Annotated in this window: 16 protein-coding genes; 14 read left to right on the top strand and 2 right to left on the bottom strand. The window is 51.3% G+C overall.

Annotated elements, in window-relative coordinates; all coding sequences use genetic code 11:
• The first annotated feature begins 60 nt into the window (after window positions 1-60).
• From PAEVO_RS06820 to PAEVO_RS06835, 4 genes are all read left to right on the top strand, one after another.
• On the top strand, window positions 61-3834 hold the full coding sequence (locus PAEVO_RS06820; protein WP_100536873.1) for an Ig-like domain-containing protein: 3774 nt from the start codon (window positions 61-63) through the stop codon (window positions 3832-3834).
• Window positions 3835-3946: 112 nt separating this feature from the next.
• The gene (locus PAEVO_RS06825) at window positions 3947-4624 is read left to right on the top strand and encodes a hypothetical protein (RefSeq protein WP_100536874.1); all 678 of its coding nucleotides are present in this window, start codon (window positions 3947-3949) and stop codon (window positions 4622-4624) included.
• Complete coding sequence (locus PAEVO_RS06830) at window positions 4617-8870, top strand: glycoside hydrolase family 2 protein (RefSeq protein WP_100536875.1); 4254 nt, start codon at window positions 4617-4619, stop codon at window positions 8868-8870. Before PAEVO_RS06825 ends, PAEVO_RS06830 begins: the two co-directional genes overlap by 8 nt.
• 72 nt (window positions 8871-8942) lie before the next feature.
• On the top strand, window positions 8943-10094 hold the full coding sequence (locus PAEVO_RS06835) for a glycoside hydrolase family 88 protein (RefSeq protein ID WP_100536876.1): 1152 nt from the start codon (window positions 8943-8945) through the stop codon (window positions 10092-10094).
• Between the two features lie 118 nt (window positions 10095-10212).
• Here PAEVO_RS06835 and PAEVO_RS06840 read toward each other — a convergent pair whose 3' ends face one another.
• Window positions 10213-11442, bottom strand: a complete 1230-nt coding sequence (locus PAEVO_RS06840) for a cytochrome P450 (RefSeq protein ID WP_100536877.1) — start codon at window positions 11440-11442, stop codon at window positions 10213-10215.
• A gap of 197 nt (window positions 11443-11639) precedes the next feature.
• On the opposite strand from PAEVO_RS06840, the gene PAEVO_RS06845 reads away from it, so the two are divergent.
• From PAEVO_RS06845 to PAEVO_RS06870, 5 genes are all read left to right on the top strand, one after another.
• Window positions 11640-12149 carry a PadR family transcriptional regulator gene (locus PAEVO_RS06845; RefSeq protein WP_100536878.1) on the top strand — a complete coding sequence of 170 codons (510 nt, stop codon included), beginning with the start codon at window positions 11640-11642 and terminating at the stop codon, window positions 12147-12149.
• 518 nt (window positions 12150-12667) lie between these two features.
• Entirely contained in the window at window positions 12668-14323 is a 1656-nt protein-coding gene (locus PAEVO_RS06855) for a DUF6138 family protein (protein WP_100536879.1), read from the top strand.
• A gap of 401 nt (window positions 14324-14724) precedes the next feature.
• Window positions 14725-14952, top strand: coding sequence for a hypothetical protein (locus PAEVO_RS33450; protein ID WP_133120305.1), 228 nt, complete (start codon window positions 14725-14727; stop codon window positions 14950-14952).
• Window positions 14953-15275: 323 nt separating this feature from the next.
• Window positions 15276-15614, top strand: coding sequence for a DUF3502 domain-containing protein (locus tag PAEVO_RS06865; protein ID WP_106426993.1), 339 nt, complete (start codon window positions 15276-15278; stop codon window positions 15612-15614).
• A gap of 58 nt (window positions 15615-15672) precedes the next feature.
• Window positions 15673-17037, top strand: a complete 1365-nt coding sequence (locus PAEVO_RS06870; RefSeq protein ID WP_100536882.1) for a BNR repeat-containing protein — start codon at window positions 15673-15675, stop codon at window positions 17035-17037.
• A 185-nt stretch (window positions 17038-17222) separates the two neighbouring features.
• Here the strand turns inward: PAEVO_RS06870 and PAEVO_RS33710 are convergent, their stop codons facing one another.
• On the bottom strand, window positions 17223-17384 hold the full coding sequence (locus tag PAEVO_RS33710) for a hypothetical protein (RefSeq protein ID WP_165789622.1): 162 nt from the start codon (window positions 17382-17384) through the stop codon (window positions 17223-17225).
• A gap of 248 nt (window positions 17385-17632) precedes the next feature.
• Between PAEVO_RS33710 and PAEVO_RS06880 the strand changes: the two genes are divergently transcribed.
• The 5 genes from PAEVO_RS06880 to asnA all read left to right on the top strand — a co-directional run bounded on the left by PAEVO_RS06880 (window position 17633) and on the right by asnA (window position 21069).
• Window positions 17633-18034: a MarR family winged helix-turn-helix transcriptional regulator gene (locus PAEVO_RS06880; protein WP_243390655.1), complete on the top strand. Its 402-nt coding sequence runs from the start codon at window positions 17633-17635 to the stop codon at window positions 18032-18034.
• 27 nt (window positions 18035-18061) lie between these two features.
• On the top strand, window positions 18062-18700 hold the full coding sequence (locus PAEVO_RS06885; protein WP_100536885.1) for a nitroreductase family protein: 639 nt from the start codon (window positions 18062-18064) through the stop codon (window positions 18698-18700).
• 10 nt (window positions 18701-18710) lie between these two features.
• On the top strand, window positions 18711-19007 hold the full coding sequence (locus PAEVO_RS06890) for a putative quinol monooxygenase (RefSeq protein WP_100536886.1): 297 nt from the start codon (window positions 18711-18713) through the stop codon (window positions 19005-19007).
• A gap of 278 nt (window positions 19008-19285) precedes the next feature.
• On the top strand, window positions 19286-19921 hold the full coding sequence (locus tag PAEVO_RS06895) for a LysE family transporter (RefSeq protein WP_100536887.1): 636 nt from the start codon (window positions 19286-19288) through the stop codon (window positions 19919-19921).
• A 152-nt stretch (window positions 19922-20073) separates the two neighbouring features.
• Window positions 20074-21069, top strand: a complete 996-nt coding sequence (asnA, locus tag PAEVO_RS06900; RefSeq protein ID WP_243390854.1) for an aspartate--ammonia ligase — start codon at window positions 20074-20076, stop codon at window positions 21067-21069.
• Window positions 21070-21073: the final 4 nt, after the last annotated feature.

The raw sequence follows: 21073 nt of genomic DNA on the forward strand, positions 1-21073 counted from the left end.
CACTGCGCACGGCGTAGGCAAAGCTGACCGGATTCCACGCTGGAGGAAGGGGAGCGATTTATGAAGAAGCTTGTGCTTGCGGCACTGGCGGCAAGTCTGTTGTTCGCGCTGTATCCATTTCTACCGGCCGCCGAGACGGCGTCGGCTTATGGAAATCCGCACGGGACGGCTTATTACGTGGCAATAGACGGAAATGACTCGAACAAAGGGACGATCAAGAAACCGTTTCGAACGTTGGAAAAAGCGCGTGACGCCATTCGGGCGTTGAAAGCGAAGAAAGGACTGCCTCGCGGCGGCGTCACGGTCTATCTTCGCGAAGGCCGGTATGAGCGGGCAACCAGCTTCGAGCTGGGTTTGCAGGATTCAGGGGAATCGGGTAAGCCGGTCACCTATACGGCCTATCCAGGTGAAACGGTTATTTTGTCGGGTTCTAAGCAGTTGGAGAAATCCGCATTCGTTCCGGTAACCGATTCTGCCGTACTGAACCGTATGATCAGCGAAGAGGCAAGAAACGAAGTGCTGGTCGCCGATCTGGCCGCCCTCGGCATTACCGATTACGGCGAGATGAGCCGGCATGGTTATTATTTGGCCAACGATTTAAGCAAGGTACCGCCGATGGAGTTGTACGTGGGCGGGCAAGGGATGACGCTGGCCCGCTGGCCGAACGAGGGAACCGTACAAATGGACGAAATTCTCGATCCGGGACCAACGCGGAAAGATCCAAACGGGGAGGTTCATACGAGAGGCGGGACCTTTACGTACACGTATGACAGACCGCAATACTGGACGCAGGCGGACGACATCTGGCTGGATGGTATTTTCGGCTACAGCTGGGAATGGTCCTATAACAAGATCGCTTCCATCGACACCCAGGCCAAGAGCATTACGCTCCGGTATGGAGAAATGAGCGGCATTTTCAAGAACTGGTACCCGGATTTCCATTTCGCTCAAAACCTGCTGGAGGAGATCGATATGCCCGGCGAGTATTACATCGACCGCCAGGCCGGAAAGCTCTATTTTCTGCCGAATGCCGAATTCATGACCGCGAATCCATCCATTGAAGTGACGATGCTGAAGACGCCGATGATCAATGCGCTGGACGCATCTTATATCGATTTCTCGGAGCTGATCCTGGAGAACGGGCGCGATTCGGCGGTCGTCTTCATGGGCGGCAGCCATATGCGCGTCCTCCATAGCGAAATACGCAATTTCACCAATAGCGGCGTGCTGGTCAACACTCCGAGCCGGTTCCATTACAACGATTTTACCGGCGTTCCGGGAACGGACCATAAGATCGAGTTTACCCACATCCACCATATCGGGGGAACCGCCGTCACGCTTACCGGAGGCGACAAGACAACACTTTCGCCGGGCAACAACGCGGTGGAGAACTCGCACATTCATGATTTTGCCTATTATCATAAGGCGTACAACCCGGGCGTCCTCCTGTCCGGAGTGGGCAACCGCATGTCGCATAACGAGCTCCACGATGCTCCCCATCCCGGCGTGCTGATATTCGGCAACGATCATCTTGTGGAGTACAACGATATTTACGACGTATGCAAAACCTTCTCGGATCTCGGCGCCATCTACATGAATGCAGGCGAAACGCCCCAGCAGCGGGGCACCGTCATCCGTCGCAATTACTTCCACAACATCGGAGAAAGCAAACCCGGCGTAGAAGGGGTCTATCCTGATAATTTCACGATGGGGCTTCAGATCGATGAGAATATCTTCTATCGTATGGGGAATTCGGCAATCAAAAACAACGGAGGCGCGCATATTTTGTCCCGCAACAATATCTTCGTGGACAGCAAGGTTCCATATGACTACGCGGATTTGTTTCTCGGCGATGAGCCGGACGATCAAGTTCCGCTGAATTACATGCCGAAGTGGGAGGCGCTGTTCGAGGCCAACAACGACTTCGTCGGCACGCCGTACCTGGCCAAATATCCGGAGCTGGCGAACTTTTTCACGGAAAATCGTTATTATCCGGATACGAATACGTTTCACGGCAACGTCGTCTACAATCCGACGGTTCCACGCAGCACGACAACGAACGAGCAGGGGGCGTACGACAAATTCAATCTTGTCCAATACGCCGATAACTGGGTAACCGACGAGGATCCCGGGTTCGTCGATTTGGCAGGAGGCGATCTGTCGCTGCGTCCGGATGCGGAAGTATTTCAGGCCATCCCCGGCTTCCCTGATATCCCATTTCACGAGATTGGCATCAACGGGAAAGCGGGCACGACCAACAGCCCGGACAGCTACCCAGTGCAAAGCGTGGTGGTCTACGACAACGAAATCACGGTGGACCGGTGGAAAACCGTGAAGCTGCGGACGGCGGTTCTCCCGTGGAACGCCGATAACCCGCAGCTGGTCTTCACGTCGGCCGATCCCGGCATCGCCACGGTTGACCTTAACGGCATCGTCACGGGCCAGGCGGTGGGTCAAACGGTCATCACGGTGGCGTCGGCGGAGAATCCGCAGCTCACAGCAATGGTGGGGGTCACGGTCGAAGCCGGAGACGGGATCATGGATTTCACCGATTTCGAGTCAGGTGCTAACGGCTGGCCGCAGGATGCGAACCGCAGCATCGTCAAAGAAGGCAACAACCGCTGGTATAAAATACTGAACGGCGCTACCGCACTCAGCAACAAAACCTTCACCGATTATGAGCTGAGCTTCAAACTGAAGACGCCTGAGTCGATCGGGGAAAACGCAACGCTGTACGTGTTCGATCGACAGGCGGGCAGCGGCTCGACCCGCGTCGGATACAAAACCCGTCCGGACGGCTCCTCCTCCTGGCTGCTATATAACGCAGCCTGGACCGTACTGCATGAAGAGAAACTCCCCGGACACGACCTGCAGCCGAATACGGAATACGAGATCAAGATGCGGGTCAAAGGAGGCGATATCAGCGTGTACGTGGACGGCCAATTCCGCCTGAAGGCCGCCGATCCCGGACATAACGCGGCGGGCAAGGTCGGATTCTACGTCAACAACGTCAGCTACATGCTGTTTGACGACATCCGGTTCAAGGCACTGAGCACGGAACTGGCCGGGATCATTCCGTCGGAGCGCGGAGTGCGGCTTACCGCCGGCGAGCAGCATCAGCTGCAGCTGACGTTCGACCCCGCGGATACCCCGGATACCGGCGTTACTTGGCAATCCGCCGATCCGGCGGTGGCTGAGGTGAGCGATACGGGCGTTGTTAACGCCGTTTATGAAGGCCAGACCGTAATCACAGCCGTGTCCGTGGTCAAGCCGCTCATCAAAGCGGATATCGCCGTGACCGTTTCGAACATCATGCACGAGACCGACTTCGAATCGGGCGGCAACGGTTGGCCGGTAGACCTGAATCGCAGCATCGCGGCCGATCCGGACGGTAATCGCCGCTACAAAATTTTGAACGGGGCAACAGGCCTCCTGGACCGGGTCTTCGAATCGTATGAGCTGGAGTTCACGCTGAAGACCCCGGCCGTCATGCCGGACGACGGCACGATGTACGTCTTTGATCGGCAGGATGCAAGCGGCTCCACCCGGATCGGCTATCGGACCCGCGTGGATGGGACATCCGCCTGGATTCTCTACGACACGGACTGGCAGAAGATCGCCGAGTCCGTCTTGCCGAATCGAGACCTGCAGCCGGAAACGGAATATGCAGTCAAGGTCAGCGTAAAGGACGGGGACGTCTCCATTTATGTGGACGGCGAGCCGAAGCTTGCCGGCACCGATCCGAATCATCGGCCATCCGGCAAAGTTGGCTTCTACGTGAGCGGATTCGACTACATGCTGTTTGACAACATCCGGTTCACGGTGGTGCCTTAAGGTAATGAAGGCGCTTCCTCCCGGTATATGGGGGAGCGCCTTTTACAATCGTCAAATAAAAAGGATACGAATTTTGATCTCCACAGCTTCAAAATTCACGAGGAGGTTCATCATGCAACGATGCCTATATAGGGCAGAGGGAATCGAGGAAGATATCCTTATGCTGTTACGGGGCAAAAGTATTTCACAAGAGGTCCATGCGGCGATGGAACAAAAATGCGTGTCCCGATTAAGCTTGTTTGCAGACGGAAGCCAGTTGTTTCTTTATTATGAATGCCATGGGGAGAAGGTCCTTCCGGAAAGTCTGCTGCCGCAAGCTGAGGCATGGCTGGCCGTTTGGCCAGGAGGGGATCCGGGACGCAGGTGGACGTCGATGGCCGACATTTTCCATTATCAAGCACCCGTTTCCGAGCAGCATTGGGTACGGGGAAATGTTCACAGTGTACCGTATGGAAGGATTGCCCGGCTAAAGCCCGAAGAGGTGTCAAGCTACGTGTACTATCATTACCAGTACCAGGAAGAACGGCCGGGCGACGGAGATAAATTTGGCATCATCGGTTTGCATGAGAATTTGCTCTTTTTTTACTCAGAGCTTCCAGCCACTCTCGAGCCAGCCCCTTATGAAGGAAAGCTGAAAACGACTCTACGGCCGAACGATTGGGCGGCGGTGATGGATCCGCATTTTATGAAGTGGGAGGAAGCTCCCTCCGGTCAGGAGATCTGGCGGGAGTTGGAGCTTGTACTGGATGCACGCTCCTTCTTCGAAAGGAAGGGAGCACACCATGGGTAACCGGTTATGCCTGAACGGGGACTGGGACTTCATGCCGCTCTATGGGCAGCCGCAGTGCCGGCAGCTTCCGGAGGAGATCGTCTACGAGCCGCAGCAAATAAAGGTTCCTTCCAGCTGGAGACGGTCCTATGTGCAGGCGAACGGCAGAACGTTTGGCGAAATTTGCGAGCATGGGTATGCCCCGATGGATCTCTACGGCTACCCGAAAGAATGGGACCGCGCGGAAGCGGGCGTGTTGCATAGAAGTTTTCAAATTCCCGAATCCATGTCCGGGGAGCGGATTGTGCTGCGAATGGACGGCATCATGCAAAAGGCCGTCCTATTTCTCGACGGGGAAGAAGTCGCCGTATGGGAAGACGGCTACCTGCCGCTGCATCTCGATATCACGCCTTGGGTCGAGCGGGGGCGCGAGCATCATCTCGATGTCGTATGCGGCAGCTTCGATAAAGTAACGTTGGCAAACGGCATGGTGAAGGTGACCGGGCTGATGGGCTCCTGGTTCGGCAATGTTGCCCGTGGAATATGGCAGGACGTTTACCTGGAAAGCCATCCGGTCCTGTCTATAGAGGACGTAACCATCCGCACATCCGTTCGGAGAGGGCGGCTTGAACTGGACGTCACCGCTGGGACGGCGGAAATGGGAGAGGAGCACGGTCCCCTTCACGTCAGGTTGAGCGTACGGGAGATTGGCGTGCTAAGGCAAGAGGAAGAAAAGTCAGATACGAGGGAAGTTGCAGACTCGATAAGCAGTAGCAGCAGCCGGTATGCGGCTGATGAGAAGAAGTCATTGCAAAGCAGCAGGCTTGGAGGCGAAACGGAGGGATTTTCTGCACGTGAGGGGGAAGAAGGCGGACTGCGATTCGGAGACGGAGGGCGGGCCGTGCCTGTCCTCCAGGCAGAGAAGACGGCACAGCGCATCGATCCAGCGGCTGCGGTGGAGGTTAGGCTGTGCGAAAACAAACGCGGCGGGGCGGTCTACCGCGCTTCCTTTGATCTGGAGTGGAGCGATGCCATGTTATGGGATCCGGATACGCCGTATTTGTATATGGCTGAGCTTGAACTTGTAGAAGGAGAGAAGGTGCTGGAGCGGCGCGAGGAAATGTTTGGTTTCCGTGAATTTTGGTGCGAAGGTCCGCAATTCATGTTGAATGGCATTCCGATCCGTTTGCGCGGCGATTCGTGGCATTTTCAAGGCGGACTGCAGCAGACCGAAGCGTACATCCGCAACTGGTACCGGATGTGCCGCTCCGTCGGAATCAACAGCATCCGGCTGCATGCTGAGCCTTATCCGGAGGATTATGTGCGAATCGCCAACGAAGAGGGCATGCTGATCATCGACGAAACGGCGATATACGGATCGGGCAAATCCATGCTCGCCGACCATCCCGATTACTTGGACAACTGCCGCTTGCATGTACAGCGGCTCGTGAAGCGAGACAAGAATCATCCTTCCGTCATCATGTGGAGCCTGCAGAACGAAATGCGCTGGGTGGACGGCCGGGACGGCTATAAGCTGCATATTCCAGGCCTCATGGAGGCGATCCGGGAACTGGACGCCACGCGTCCGATCGTCGCCGAAGGCGACAACCGACTGGTGTCCAAAGCCCATACGGAGGTGGAAAGCCGCCATTACAATATTGACGGCACCATCGCGCAATGGGACCGTTCGGTCCCATTGACCTTCGGTGAACACGGTGGCTGGTGGTACATATGCCCGCAAAACGCCAGCATGTATGCGGGGCTGCAGGCATATCGGAGTACGGACGAAAGCACGGCCGGGCTGGCGCAAAAGGAACGCCTATTCGTGGAGTATGCGCGGCGGCAAGGCGTCTCGGGCATAGCTACGTTCAATTTTGCTCATTATTTCATGCGGTCAATGCCGGAGAACGACGTCGCTGTTCCATCGTCCGGACCAGGCTTGCCGGGGGTAAAGCCCAAGGTGATACCGGCCTATTCGCTTACGATCAATAACGGCCTGCTGCCGGAACATCCGACGTACGTGCCTAATCCGGCATTTGCCATCATGGGGGAGGCGTTTAAGCCGGTCACGATGTTTGCAGCCGAATACAACCGCTGTTTCTACGACGACGCAACCATTACACGCAGCTTTGACGTCTTCAACGACACGTTGTCCGCTCAGGATGTTCGGATTGAGTGCGTGATTAGGCAAGGGGAAACGGTCGTTCATGAACGCTGTTTCGCTTTCCGTCAGGAGCCGGCCGAGCAGAAAACCATCGAGATGTCGTGGGCACCGCTCTCCGTTGAGACGGAAGGAACGATAGTATTGACGGCAGAGCTGTTCCACGGCGATCGGCTTATGCATGAGCTGCGGAAGGAATACCGGCTTGTGTCGGGAACCCTGCTTCACGAGCCGGTCGATGTTGATCGCCCGGCGGCTTATTGGGGATCGGATGAAGATTACTTCAAGATTCGAAATCTTGTTCCCGGCTGCAAGCGGGTAGCCCGGGAAGGGCTTGCTCTCTTGTCATGCGATCAGTTGCTGATCATCGGGAGCAAGTTGGAGGACCCGGATGGCGGGTTGGAGGCGCTGCTAAAAGGCTTCGTCGCACGCGGCGGTCGCCTGCTGCTGCTGGAGCAGACAGGATTGTCGCTCGGCGGCCGGCTGAGGCTGTCGCGAAGGCCGTTTCTTCGGGCCCATGCCGGCGATTACCAACATCCGGTGCTGAAGGGTTTAAGCGACCCGGATCTGATGTTCTGGCACGAAAAGCTTCGCGAAGAGGGCCCGCTGCCGATCATTCACGCCGCATTCGAAAAGCCGCTCCAAGGCGATTTCACCCTGCTGCTGGAATGCAGCGCCGGCGACTTCGGCGATGGTGGGGATCTATGGACACCGCTCTTGGAGTACCGAAGCGGAAGCGGCATGTTTGTGGCCAATCAGCTGGAGCTGATGGCTAATCTTCGGTGCGCTCCGCAAGCCTGCCTGCTGCTGCGCAACCTGCTGGCTTACACCGGTCGTACTGAGATAGCTCGCGGTGCGACTGGGCGGCCGGTGGGTGCGCTGGTCCGTCCCGGCGGGGAAGCGGCTGCGTTCCTCGACCGGCTTCGGCTGCGCTGCACGGTGCTGGATGCCGATGCGTTGATCAATAAAGACGCGACTCACGACGAAAATGGATGGGTCGACCTTCCCGTATCGTCCGCGCATTCATTCGGCCTGTTGGTAGCCGAAGCAAGCCTGCTTGCGGCTCCTGGCGCAGCCGAGGCCGTCCGGCGTTATGCCGAAGCCGGCGGGCATGTGCTTGTCCTGCCGGCGGACAGCAGTCAGCAGGACACGCTAGCCCGCTTGTTGGATCGGCCGGTGCGCGCGGAGCCGCACGAGACGTACCATTTAGCGGCGGATTACATCAACGAGGTCGTACGCGGCTTCAGCCCGGTTGACCTGTTCGGCTATGATAAAGTGTTCCTTTCGCCGCGTGATGTCACCAACCGGCCGCTGGCCAGTAACCGGCTTGAGGTGCAGGGCACGGACGCTTTGTGCGTAAGCATCGAGGGAACCGCTTGGAAGGATTATTTTGCGAATGGTTACACATCCGAATACAGCCGTCTCGCACTGGTCGAACTGAACCGCAGGAAAGCCCGTTCCTCCGGAGCGTTTCTGATCCAAGAGAGGACGGGGGCAGGCTCCATCCTGTGCTCCCAGCTTCTGCTAGACCCCACCAATGAAAAAGCACTGAGACTCTATACCCGTTTGCTCGCCAATCAGGGTGCCGTCTTTGATGACGGCTTGCTGGAGAGCGAGAAAGACGACGGGGCGTGGGCCGTGGAAGCGGTTATGGTACTGCCTTGCCCGTCTCATGTCGATTACGAGGCGATGAAGACCTACTATACCGATCCCGAATTTTCGTTGAACAATTTGGGTGAAGGCCTATACGGCTGGATGCAGAAAAAAGAGCGGCAGCCCGAGGATGGAATGATGCGGATTGCCTGCACCGGAGATGAGCCATGGTTTATGAGCTGTTTTGTGCAGGTACCTGGAGGTGCTAAGCCAGTCCGCACGGGACGTTTGCGAGTTCATGCCAATGTGCCGTATGCCATTTACCTGAACGGTGAGCATGTGCGTGAACCGGAGCGCGAGCTTGTCTTGAAGGGCGGACTTAACCGGCTGATCGCGATCGTCTGCGGAACCGGCGGGGATATTGCCTTCGGCATGACCTTTCTGCACGCGGACGGGACGTACATGAAGGATCTGGAATACCGCATGACCCTGGATGAAGTCGAACCGAAATAGTCGAACTATAGACGGTATCGGTATCGGGATGGAGCCAGAACAGATGAAACAAAATGGATATGGGAGGGCATTATGGACTGGAACGCTGTCATCGAACGAACCTTACACACAACCAAAGCGAATATCGCCCGGTTTGAACATCGGTTTCCGCATGTCGGAAACGGGGACGGCAAGTATCAGCTGGTGAATCATACGGATTGGACGGAGGGATTTTGGCCTGGCATTCTGTGGCTAAGTTACGAGTACGGCAAGGATCCCTGCTTTCGTGAGGCAGCTATCCGATCCGTGCGTTCGTTTCAAGAGAGATTAACGCAAAACCAAAAGCTGGAGCATCATGATATCGGCTTTTTGTATTCATTATCCGCTTTGGCGGAATGGTTCGTGGAACGAGACGAGGCTGCCAAGAACACGGCACTGCAAGCCGCAGATGCGCTCATGAGACGATGGAGGCCCTCGCTTCAGCTTATCCAGGCATGGGGTCCTGAACATGATCCTCAAAACGGCGGAAGGATCATCATCGACTGCCTGATGAATCTGCCCTTGTTATGCTGGGCCACCGAACAGACTGGAAATGCTGCATATGCCGATGTCGCACGCATTCACGCTGACAAAAGCTTGAAATTCCTGGTGCGCGGAGACGGCTCTTCCTATCATACTTTTTATTTTGACCCGGAATCAGGCGATTCCGTGCGAGGCGGAACGTTTCAAGGATTTCAGGACGGTTCCACATGGTCTCGGGGTCAGGCCTGGGGAATTTACGGATTTGCATTAGCCTGCCGTTATTTCAAAGATCCGCAATATTTGGACACGGCCATTCGAATGGCGTGTTACTACATCGACCACCTTCCGGATGATCAGGTCGCCTATTGGGATTTCGACGTCCCGGCATCGGCGCTAACGCCGAGGGACAGCTCTGCCTCTGCCATTGCGGCATGCGGGATGCTGGAAATCGCGGATCAGCTCCCAGGCGATGATCCCCGCAGAGAATTTTTCATAAATGCCGTTCGGCGTTCGATGGTCTCGATGGTTAACGGTTATTTTACGGACGGTAATCCGGATGAAGAAGGTTTTTTGCGGCATGGTTCGTATTTTGTCAGGGGAGGGATCGCGCCGGACGATTTTGTTATATGGGGGGATTATTTCTTTCTTGAAGCGCTCATGCGTTTAATCAACGGGCGTCCGGGTTATTGGTATGAACCTAAGAGGAACAAAGTGAAAGAATGAGTGCATAAAAAGTGAGAGACCCTGTGCCTTTAGAAATAGACAGGGTCTCTTGATACCATGAGCCCTTGCTGTGCAGGGCTTTTTTTGATCGTACATCATGAATGGACATAGGTCAGCATTACCGATGAACACGGATTGGAAGCTGCGTCAACATTTGTCCTGCCGCAGACGGACTCAGGTTATCCTCCAGTTTAAAATCGGCAATGGGCTCAATACGCGGGAAGTAATCCATAAATCTGCTTATCGCAATGTTTGCCTCAAGTCGTGCTAGCGGAGCTCCCAGGCAGAAGTGTGCACCGTTACCAAAAGTTAAATGCTTTTTATTATTGGCGCGGTGGATATTCAAGGTGAAGGGATCCTCGAATACCTCTTCATCCATATTGGCAGCGCTCATCCATGCGACGACGACATCGCCCTGCTTTAAATCCACGCCGAGTATATCGTTATCCTGTTTTACGGTCCGGTCCATTTTGGCAATGTTAAACCGATATCGGAGCATTTCCTCTACGGCATTAGGAAGAAGCTCGCGGTCGGCTCGAATTTCTCCATAAATTTGGTTGTTGTCATATAAGAAGGAATAGAACGTGTTGGCAAGCAGATGGGTCGTCGTTTCAATACCCGCACCGAGTATGAACATCGTCGTTCTGACGATCTCGTCATCCGATAATCGATCCCCATCCACCTCGGCTTGAATGAGGTCGGAGATGATATCGTCAGATAGATTTGCTCTTTTTTGGACGATATGAGGGTAGAGATAATTGTAATATTCCTTGGCTGCTTGACGTTTCAGTTCCTGTACATCTTCCGAATGGTTTTTAGGCAAGGGGAGGAATAAATGGTTGACCCATTCCTTAAACAACAAGCGGTCTTCCGAAGGGACGCCGAGCAGATCCGCTATGACGATGGTCGGCAGCGCACTCGCGTAATTTTGAACGATATCAATGACATCGGCGTCTCCCATTTCGTTCAGAAGCTGCTCCGCTATCTCTTGAATGCGCGGCTCCCAGAGTTTTAAACTGCGAGGGGTAAAAGCTGCAGAAATCAATGCTCTGCTTTTTTGGTGCTCCGGCGGATCGGATTGAAGGTTGATTTTACTCATCTTCTGGCCTTCAGCATTGTCGGCGCCGACGCTAATCGTTGTTCGGGTTCTTGCACTAGAGAAATATTCATGGTCCTTTAGAACCCTCTTTACATCATCGTAGCGGAAGACGTTCCATGTATTGGTCGCCTGGTTATAAACGATGGGCTCATGCTGTAATTTGTGCTTGTACCAATCATAAGGATTGAATTCTTCGGTCGGTGAATGGAATTGCGTGATTTCCTCTAAGGAGATGATATCATGATTCATTACATTCCCTCCAATGCTAGTTTAATATAACATATGTTAATTTAACATAACATCGTAAATGGTCATAGTTTCCAATGGCCCATGTCCAAAGTTCCGTTTATATTCTTCCTTGTCGGATTTTAGTAGAACATATACGCTAGAGGTGTGCTGCATTTCAGCAATATTGCCAAATCTGTTGACGAAAGGCCTGAACGATCATGTATCTTGAACTTCTTATTTTGATCCAAATCGAAAAATCCCCGAAACACGGGTATGAAATAAAAAAAGAAATCCAGAAAGATCTCGGTTATTTGATGGACGTCAATCACAACATGTTATACCCAACATTGCGAAAATTTACGGATGAGGGATTTGTTCGGAAACATCGAAATGAGCAGGAAGGCAGACCGAATCAGTATGTTTATGAAATTACAGAAGCAGGGAGGGAAAAAATCGCAAACCTCATTAACGAATTCACCGAAAAAGATGCAAAACATCAAATCGAATTCATGGTAAGAGTGTCCCTGTTCGATCGTATTTCTAAGGAGGACCGGATTCGGATTTTACATAGGAGGAAGAAGGACTTGGTAGAACTGCTGTCAGATATCGAGAGAAGACTGGATGAAGGCGGAGATGCGTTGTTCCGGGACGAGGTTCTGCGGTATTCGATCTCCCAGGTTCAAGGCGAATTGGCGTGGATTGATAGGCTGGTCATCAGCTTAACCTGATGGGTAAGTACGGTTTCGACCAGATCATGGATCAACGTAGCATCAAGCACGAGGATGTTTCAGCGATAGTAAAGAAGCCGAGAAATGGCGGCTTTTGCATCTAATGCAACTACTGGATAATTTCACTCAAGGTGACTCTGCTGAAATCCTCTTGCCCTGCATCTGTCACGCCAAAGGGAGAGGAAGGGAAACTCCGTTCTTTTTTATGCTTATTTTGTTTGACTGTAACGGCAGCCAAAGCCAGATTCACTTCGGCGGTTTGTTCCTTATCCCATCTTTCGATCCATTGTTTTTGCGCTCAATGAACAACCTCCTTATTCCAGAATCGCATGTATGCTCTTAGAAATGATCTTTAATTGAGACGGTTTTATAGTATCATAGATGAAGCAATAGATTCCAAGATTTGTATGGGGTCAAATCCATGAAGGGGCGGCGAATAGAGGTTTAAGTCATGATCATGGAAAGTGTAAGGGTGGATGAGGGACAATACGGAATGATATAAAGGAGTATAGTGGAACATGGATCAGACACTGGATACACTTTTGAACGAAATGAAACAGGAGATCGACAAATGGATGGCCTATATCAGCGATAAAAACGCGGACAAAATCGTGAAGCGTACTCCGCTGCAGATCGGGATTCACGACTATGCGCTGCTTGAATATGACAAGGGCAGGGTGAGCATGACGGATGATGAGCTGGACTTATCGATGCCGGTAGACAAGGGCATGCCTGGTGAGCCGTTGACTGAAGAACATGTGCGAGAGCACATTGTTCCTGAGCTATCCTCTTATATGCAGGATAAATTGGACGAGGTTCCGAGCTCGTTCATCGATTATCAGTTTACGTTTAACGGCAAGTTTCGAGTACGGGAAGGCGACCTGAACCTTTGTATTCTTACATACGTAGATGAGACAAAGAAGAAGCAATTACAGGAACGAATCTCAATCTATATTGCCAATAAGCTAGAAGCGGGAACCTATCCGACGAAACCGTTGGAGACGTTTTTCCTGTCCAGGCACATCCTGGACGAGGGACTGTTTCCTGACGCGGATCCCGCATGGATCATTGCCGTTTTTGAGCGGGTTCAGCAATTGAACAAAGGGAACCAACATCTCGCAGAGCATCGTTCTTATCTAATCACGGCTTTGCGGAATTGGGCTGAGCAGCGTTGGCTTCCGCGTTATTTCGATAATATTGGGACGCAATGGCAGCGGGAATACAAGAAAAAAATCGACATTCATTTGGAAAATACCGAGCAGGGTCCAATCGAACTGCTGATCTATGCCGCCATCCTAATTCTGAAATACGAGCCCTCCTATAGCAGAAGCACAGGATTGGCCATGTTGGATTGTGCCAAGGAACTGGGGAGCGTACGGGCCAAACGATTGGCCAAGGAAGGAAGCGGGACCTTCGTGAAGGAAGACATCTCCTTGCGTGATGAAATGGTGGATTGTACGGCAAACGATGTGTTTGCCGAGGTCTCCATAGCCATTAAACAGGAAACAGGGGAGAGCTACGCTCGCGCGCTCCGGTTTTTGACGCGCCTCTTTAACCTGGGATTCCCGAAAAGCTATCAAATCAAACTGAAATCCTCGGTCAAACAGTGGCTGCCGATCAAAGGATTGGCCAAGTCGGGAACGCATCGGTTCTTCGCCAACGCCGTGGAATACCCGGATTTGTATCCTTACTTGGAGGAGTACGCCAAAGCAGCGATGGAGCCGTTTGAATGGTATGCGGATACGGAAGGGGAAAAAAATTGCATGCCGGGAAGTTACGCTGTCTTTGGCCTCGGATTGAAGGATCAAACGTATTTCCCGTTGGTGGAAGAATACATGGGCAAAGTCGACGACGAACATCAATCCGTTCAAAACCATTTCACGGTATCTTTTATTGAGCGGCATGGTGTTAGCGTTGAAACCATTCCAACCTTGGTAAAGTGCATGCTGCACTGCACCGATTCGATGAAACTGAAGATCCAATCGGACATGGAACACGGTCTAAACGTCAGGCTGCTGCTCGATCAAGTTCGCGACCTCCCGTATTACCGGGTGGAGCATATCGTATATTTGATCTGGGGCGGAACCGACAAGCTGAAGAAGATAGCCGCCAAAGCCGAAGGGGAGAGGGCACAGTGGCTCTCCGAGTTGGCGGAGGCCGCTCGTCGGAAGTAATCGTGTCCACTAGCGTAGCATGCGTTGTAAAAACATAGACATGAGTATGGCTGGCAGCTTAGAGCGGCAAGTCATCCATTTCATTTCAGCCGATTTTTTTAATATCAACAGGCTGCCTACATTAAATAAGTCAAAGATTAGCTGCTGAATGGCAGCTTTTTTTATCTTAATCCTACTGGTCTTGGCAAAAAAGATGGAATCGGTGCCGTTTATATAGTAGCTAAAGAGAGATGCGATGATATAAAATACGGACAAGAAGGCATGGAAGCATAGAGCCATCCGATAAGTTGAAAGCGTTGTCTTTACGAATCTGCGGAACTTATGAATACAGGGGAGGGGAGGGAGCCATTCGGTGAAAGTGCTGATTGCCGACGACGACGTTTACACAAGGGAGGGCCTCGTTGAGGCGATCGAATGGAGGCGGCTGGGCATACAAGAAATTCTTCAGGCAGTCGTTGCGGTCGGCCAAGTTCACCCATCTTGAAGATATTTCGTTGATGATCATGATCGACGAGCAGATCAACGAGGTTTTCTTAAAAGAGCCGAAGCTATGCAGGTGTGGGAACAGCTATCGTCATTTGAGCGGATTACCGATTATACCCGAATATTGCAGACCAATTCCGAGATGAGTGGCATTATTTCCTCATATTGAAAACATGAGGACAGAGGATCCGCTTCATGCTGGAATTTGCCTCATATTGGATCATGAAGGCAGAAGCTCCGCTTCGTGCTTGAATTGCCCCATATTGTAAACATGAGGACAGAGGGTTCGCTATTTCGCCGAAATGAGCTCGTTATGGTGATCTTGCGGACACAGGATCCGTTATTGCACCATAATCGCGAATGATTCCACGCTAAATCCTGCAATAGCGGATCTCTTGTCCGCATATTACTGTGAAATAGGTAAAACAAAGAAATAGCGGAACCAGGGTCCTCTAACATCGGCAAATCCATGGAGTTAAACAAAGCTGGATCGATGGCGGTGGTCTCAATATATCCGGGAGAATGGCAGGCCATCGTCGAGCATTTGCATTCGGAAGGCGCGAAACGGGCCGAAGCGAATGGTGAGAGCCCGCTGGCGGCATTCCGTTTCGATACGGGGGCGATAACGGAGGAGCTTGCAGCCATGGAGGCAGTCAGATCGCATTACATCGTACCGCTGTCCGTCGGCATGTCCGAAGACATCGAAGCGGATTTGGCGCTTGCGAGGCAGCGGATGAACGAAGCTGGATTCCCGAGCTTCATGGAGGAGCTGCAGAATCAGCTGGATGGATTGGCTGGGATGAAATGATAGTGGATCATCATGAAACAATCAAGTGATCCGACAAGGAAGCGAGGAGGTCTCTCAGATGACGAATTCCAATAGTAACCTTAATGCTGAACGCATCGAACGCATCCCTGCAACCCTTACCGATGACGGTGCCTGGTGCTGGTTTGCCGATCCGAGGGCGATGCGATATGTCAATGCCGCGACAGGCAGCGTCAAGACGTATATCGGATATATCGATGTTGCGGGTAACATCCAGGCGGTCCAATATGATCATATAACCCAAGAACGCAAGCAGGTACAGGTGCGAACGGGTTTTCAGCAGGATGACCATAACAATCCAACGTTTTTGGCACTGCCTGACGGCCGGGTGATGATTTTTTATTCCGAGCACTCGACAACCCCGTATTTCTATTATCGCGTAACCACCCGTCCTGACGATCTTGAGACGTTAGGGCCCGAAAAAATCATCGATACCACGGGATATGGGAATACCACCTATCCTTCTCCCTTCGTGATGACGGATCAGCCCGGTTATTTCTATCTGCTGTGGCGGGGCGTGAACTGGCACCCGACCGTCGCCAGGTTCACGCTGCCGGATCCAGATGGCGACGTCTCATGCGACATGGAACCGAAGCAGATCGTGGATTCCAGGAGCCATGAACAAGAAACCGGAAAAAGGCCGTATGCCAAGTACGAAACGAACGGAAAAGACAAAATTATGATGACGTATACCTATACGCATCCGGACAATATGATTCCGAATTCGTTATACTATTCGTATTTGGACGTGAATACCCTGAGGCTGCACGGCGCTGATGGACATCAGCTCGCAGATCTGAACCGTGGGCCTCTAAAGCTGGATAACAAAGAAACGGATCCGGCCCATTTGGTGGATCGCCAGCCGGGCATACGCAACTGGAACTGGGATATTGCCGTGGATAAAGAGGGATACCCGGTGATTTTGTTTGTTAGGATCCATGAGGAGAAGAATCGCCACCACTATTGTTACGCCAAGTGGTCAGGCACCGAGTGGCGAATTACTCCCTTAGCGGATGGCGGACGTTGGTTCCACCAAAATGATCAAAGAGAACATTGCTATTCCGGAGGCATGACATTGGATCATAACGACCCTTCCACCGTGTATATGTCATTCCCTGTACAGGGTAAACACGGTGAGGTCTTCGAAATTCATCATTGCGTCATCGCGGATGACGGGACGATCGCTACAATAAATCAAGTCACCGAAGACTCGAGCCAAAACAACGTTCGACCTTTTGTCGTTCGCAATGCAGCCCTGGGCGAAGCGTATGATTTGATATGGATGCACGGGGATTACTACTATTGGGATCATACGCAAGGGCGATTAGGTTATACGACAGGGCTGCGAACCTTATGTGATATCGTTGTGAGTGAAGACGAAGCGAGGACCGATCCTTCGGCATAAGTATTTGCGGCTATACCGAAGAGCATTTTGGGAGTCGACCGTTTCCCGTTAAGGAGAAACGGTCGATTTTATATTAGAGGTAGGGATTTTTGTTTAAAAGAAGCTGCTTCCCGATGAACGCAGTGCAGATTATGGCTAAATCAGACAAGCGCATAAGGATCGCGACATTGCATGCGATAGGAGGCTTAACGCGAGAAATACCAGATCGGTATGGTCGACACAAGGGAGCGATTGCCGGATACGACGCGAATCGAAGGGTGACAGGCGTTCATTTCCGGAATTTGCGTATCAACGGTGAGCCTATCATGAACGCCGAAGCGGGCCATTTTCAATGCAACGAGTTTCAAAGGAATGTGACGTTTGATTAAACGCAATTTGCATGAATGTTCATGCAAATCGAATAGCGGCATAATCGCACCTTATTAATAGACCGGATCGTTTCCATTCACGGAAATCATTCGGTTTTTTTATGCAAAGACTTGATTTTCAGAAATCAAAGGTATATCATTGACCCATCAAACATTGATGGATCAATGAATTGAAGGAGGTCTCTACCATTTCTACATGTCATACAGAAGACCTGCTGTACTTGCTAATGCATCTGAATAAGCATATTGCGACTCGGTTTGAACGATGTGCTGGAGTTAGTCCTAATCGGCTGGAACTCCTCTGCAAACTAACGGGTGGCGAAATTAGCCAGTCGGATCTGCAGAAGGCAGTGTCTATTGATCCAGCTGCGGTGACCCGTCATGTTCAGCAGTTGGAAGCGGAAGGCATACTTCTGCGCACCAGATGTGAGAATGACAACCGGATAACGTTAGTTCAACTAACCGAAGCGGGCAAAAGTAAGGTAGCAGCGTTTAAGGCGGAGAAAGATCAATTTATGGAGAAGCTGCAGGCAGATCTCACTGAATCCGAACGACTTGTGTTAGTTCAAGCTCTCCAGAAGCTGAACAGCCAGATTCAACAGATGAAAGAACCAGGTAAGACCAATTAACTTATAGAGATTAAAGGAGAGAATATCATGACTGTAACTTCCCTTAACAATAATTATAAAGAAATTATTACATCCCGTCGCTCTGTGCGGGTATACGACCCATCGGTCAAAATCAGCCGTGAGGAAATGACTGAAATTTTGGAAGAAGCGACTTTGGCACCGTCATCCGTTAATCTTCAGCCTTGGAGATTTCTTGTCGTTGATAGCCCAGAAGGAAAAGCAACGCTTGAAGAGCTTGCACCAGGCAACAAAACACAAGTTTCAACTTCTTCCGCAGTCATTGCTGTATTTGGGGATATGAACGCATTCGACAATGCAGATGAAATTATGGGTACTGCTGTGGAACGCGGTTATCTGCCACAAGAGATTAAAGATCAAATGATGGCAAACTATACCGATCTGTTCGGACGTATTCCGGCACAGGCTTTCCGTGAAATGATCCTGATCGATAGCGGCTTGGTTTCCATGCAGCTTATGCTTGCTGCTCGTGCCCGTGGATATGACACCAACCCAATTGGTGGATACGACAAATCCCGAATTGCAGAAGCATTTGGTATGGAGAAAGAACGTTACGTGCCGGTAATGCTCATCTCTGTAGGTAAAGCTGCCAAAGAAGCGCGTTTGACGACTCGCCTTCCTATTGATCGCATTGCAGAGTGGAAGTGAGGTCATAGCGATGATTATTATTCATGCAGAAATGAAAGTAAACAGTGAACTAGAGGCAGAATTTCTGGAATCCGTAACAGAACTTATTGAGGCTTCCCGTGCAGAACAAGGAAACGAATCTTATAAGCTGCTCAAAGATACGGAGCAGGATCATACGTATCTCATGGTTGAACAGTGGACAGACCAGGAAGCTCTGGGGCTCCACAATGCGAGTAGCCATTTTCAGGGGTTTGTAGCCAAAGCTCCAAAATTCCTGACAGCTCCGCTAAATGTGCAAGCATATGCAGGCCAACGGATCAACAAATAATGAACGGACTACAGAGCGTATTAAAAAGCCAACTCATATAGTCATACCCCTGTTAAATAGACCGAACTAAAAAAGACAGCTTTAAGCAGCAACCGTTTCTCGGGATTCCACCGGGGAACGGTTGTTTAATTTTTCTGAATTGGCGATATGAAATGCCTTGAGGATAATATCCGCCATAGGCGGTTTTTTATTGGGTGAGGGAAATTAGAAGTCATATCCAACCGCTTTTTTCACATAAAATGTACAAGCTTTGGATTTGTGGGCGGGAGTGAATGCGATTGAATGTGAATTTATTGATCAGCTACATTATTCTGGGATTAACTTTGGCCGCTCCCATCGGGCCCGTGAACTCGGCCAGGCTTGATAAAGGCATCAAGAACGGCTTTTGGCATGCCTGGGTAGTCGGAGCCGGATCCATGCTGGCAGATGCAGCTTTTATGTTGTTCATTTATTTAGGTCTCGTTCAATTTCTCAATATTCCGATCGTTCAGATCTTTTTGTGGCTCTTTGGCGGATTCGTTCTGATTTACAGCGGGGTTGAAAGCATTATGAAAGTGAATAAATTGAAAATCAGTTCGGCAGCGAGAAAAAAGGATTCGTTGTTCAGCTGTTTTTTGCTCGGATTTTTCATGTCCATTACGAGTCCGTTATCGATTTTGTTTTGGCTGGGGATCTATGGCTCCATCCTGGCGAAGACCGCCTCCACGTTTGGGACGAGCCATTTGCTGTTGTATAGCAGCATGATCTTTTTGGGCTTGACCCTATGGGATCTATGCGTTGCCGGTTTAACGACGGGACTTCGTCGCTTCCTGAATGAGAATATGCTGACTGTCATATCGGTCATATCGGGTATATCACTGATCGGTTTCGGCGTGTACTTTGGTATTCAGGGCATTCTTGCTGTAACAGGATAACCGAGTGGTTATCTGCCCAATTATGTTCAATATACATTGGACAAAGCGACAGTATTGGAAGGTAAACATAAACTGTTCTCAGTCAATTAGGCAGAAGTTTACATTTCAATATGTTGTGAAGGGGAGAAGTCTACTTGCTGAGATCTATCGTGATTCCTGAGCGTTACCAATCCAGGCTAAACAGGTTGGAAACGGCCGTCGCCATACAAAAAACCAAATCGTATTTTAAGACCGGGCTTGAGAAGGCACTCCGCTTAATCGAAGTCTCCTCACCCGTTATGGTAAAGGAAGGCACAGGCATTAACGACAATTTGAACGGTACGGAACGGACCGTATCTTTTGATGTGATGGATATGAAGGAAGGCAGGGTCGAAATTGTGCAATCTCTTGCGAAGTGGAAACGGTCGGCCCTTGCCCAATACGGCTTTAAGAGCGGAGAAGGTTTATACACCGATATGAAAGCGGTCAGACGGGATGAAAACATGGATAATCTGCATTCGATCTACGTCGATCAATGGGATTGGGAAAAAGTGATATGCGACGACATGCGTACCCTCGGCACCTTAGAACACGAAGTTGTAAGGATATATGATGTGATCAGGTCCACGGAAAAGCACCTCTGTGAACTCCATCCCTGCCTGGAGCCGATCCTCCCGGAGCGAATTCTCTTCATTACGACGCAGGAGCTGGAAGATCGTTTTCCTGGTTTAACGCCGCAGGAAAGGGAGAATGAAATTGCCAGGATGCATGGTGCCGTATTTATTATGCAAATTGGCGGAAGGATGAAGTCCGGCCAGGTGCATGACGGCCGCTCGCCGGATTATGATGACTGGACCTTAAACGGCGATATTATTTTGTGGTATCCGGTATTGAATTGCGCGGTGGAAATATCATCCATGGGAATCCGGGTTGATGCTCGATCGCTGTGTCAACAACTCCACGCAAGCAGCAATATGGAACGTTTGCGTCTTGACTTTCACCAAGCCATCGTAAGAGGAGTGCTGCCGCCAACCATCGGGGGAGGTATCGGACAATCGAGGCTGTGCATGTTCCTTCTGAGAAAAGCCCACATCGGCGAAGTGCAGGTTTCCGTATGGAATGAGAAAACACTAAAAGAATGCGAAGAGGGGAACATCCCGCTCCTATAAGTAG

It is taken from the genome of Paenibacillus sp. GM2FR, from assembly GCF_002803325.1.
Taxonomy (GTDB): Bacteria; Bacillota; Bacilli; order Paenibacillales; family Paenibacillaceae; genus Paenibacillus_AQ; species Paenibacillus_AQ lautus.

Coding starts and splice junctions, on each gene's coding strand:
- PAEVO_RS06820 (WP_100536873.1), top strand. CDS start 61: ATGAAGAAGCTTGTGCTTGCGGCACTGGCGGCAAGTCTGTTGTTCGCG.
- PAEVO_RS06825 (WP_100536874.1), top strand. CDS start 3,947: ATGCAACGATGCCTATATAGGGCAGAGGGAATCGAGGAAGATATCCTT.
- PAEVO_RS06830 (WP_100536875.1), top strand. CDS start 4,617: ATGGGTAACCGGTTATGCCTGAACGGGGACTGGGACTTCATGCCGCTC.
- PAEVO_RS06835 (WP_100536876.1), top strand. CDS start 8,943: ATGGACTGGAACGCTGTCATCGAACGAACCTTACACACAACCAAAGCG.
- PAEVO_RS06840 (WP_100536877.1), bottom strand. CDS start 11,442: ATGAATCATGATATCATCTCCTTAGAGGAAATCACGCAATTCCATTCA.
- PAEVO_RS06845 (WP_100536878.1), top strand. CDS start 11,640: ATGTATCTTGAACTTCTTATTTTGATCCAAATCGAAAAATCCCCGAAA.
- PAEVO_RS06855 (WP_100536879.1), top strand. CDS start 12,668: ATGGATCAGACACTGGATACACTTTTGAACGAAATGAAACAGGAGATC.
- PAEVO_RS06865 (WP_106426993.1), top strand. CDS start 15,276: ATGGAGTTAAACAAAGCTGGATCGATGGCGGTGGTCTCAATATATCCG.
- PAEVO_RS06870 (WP_100536882.1), top strand. CDS start 15,673: ATGACGAATTCCAATAGTAACCTTAATGCTGAACGCATCGAACGCATC.
- PAEVO_RS06880 (WP_243390655.1), top strand. CDS start 17,633: ATGCATCTGAATAAGCATATTGCGACTCGGTTTGAACGATGTGCTGGA.
- PAEVO_RS06885 (WP_100536885.1), top strand. CDS start 18,062: ATGACTGTAACTTCCCTTAACAATAATTATAAAGAAATTATTACATCC.
- PAEVO_RS06890 (WP_100536886.1), top strand. CDS start 18,711: ATGATTATTATTCATGCAGAAATGAAAGTAAACAGTGAACTAGAGGCA.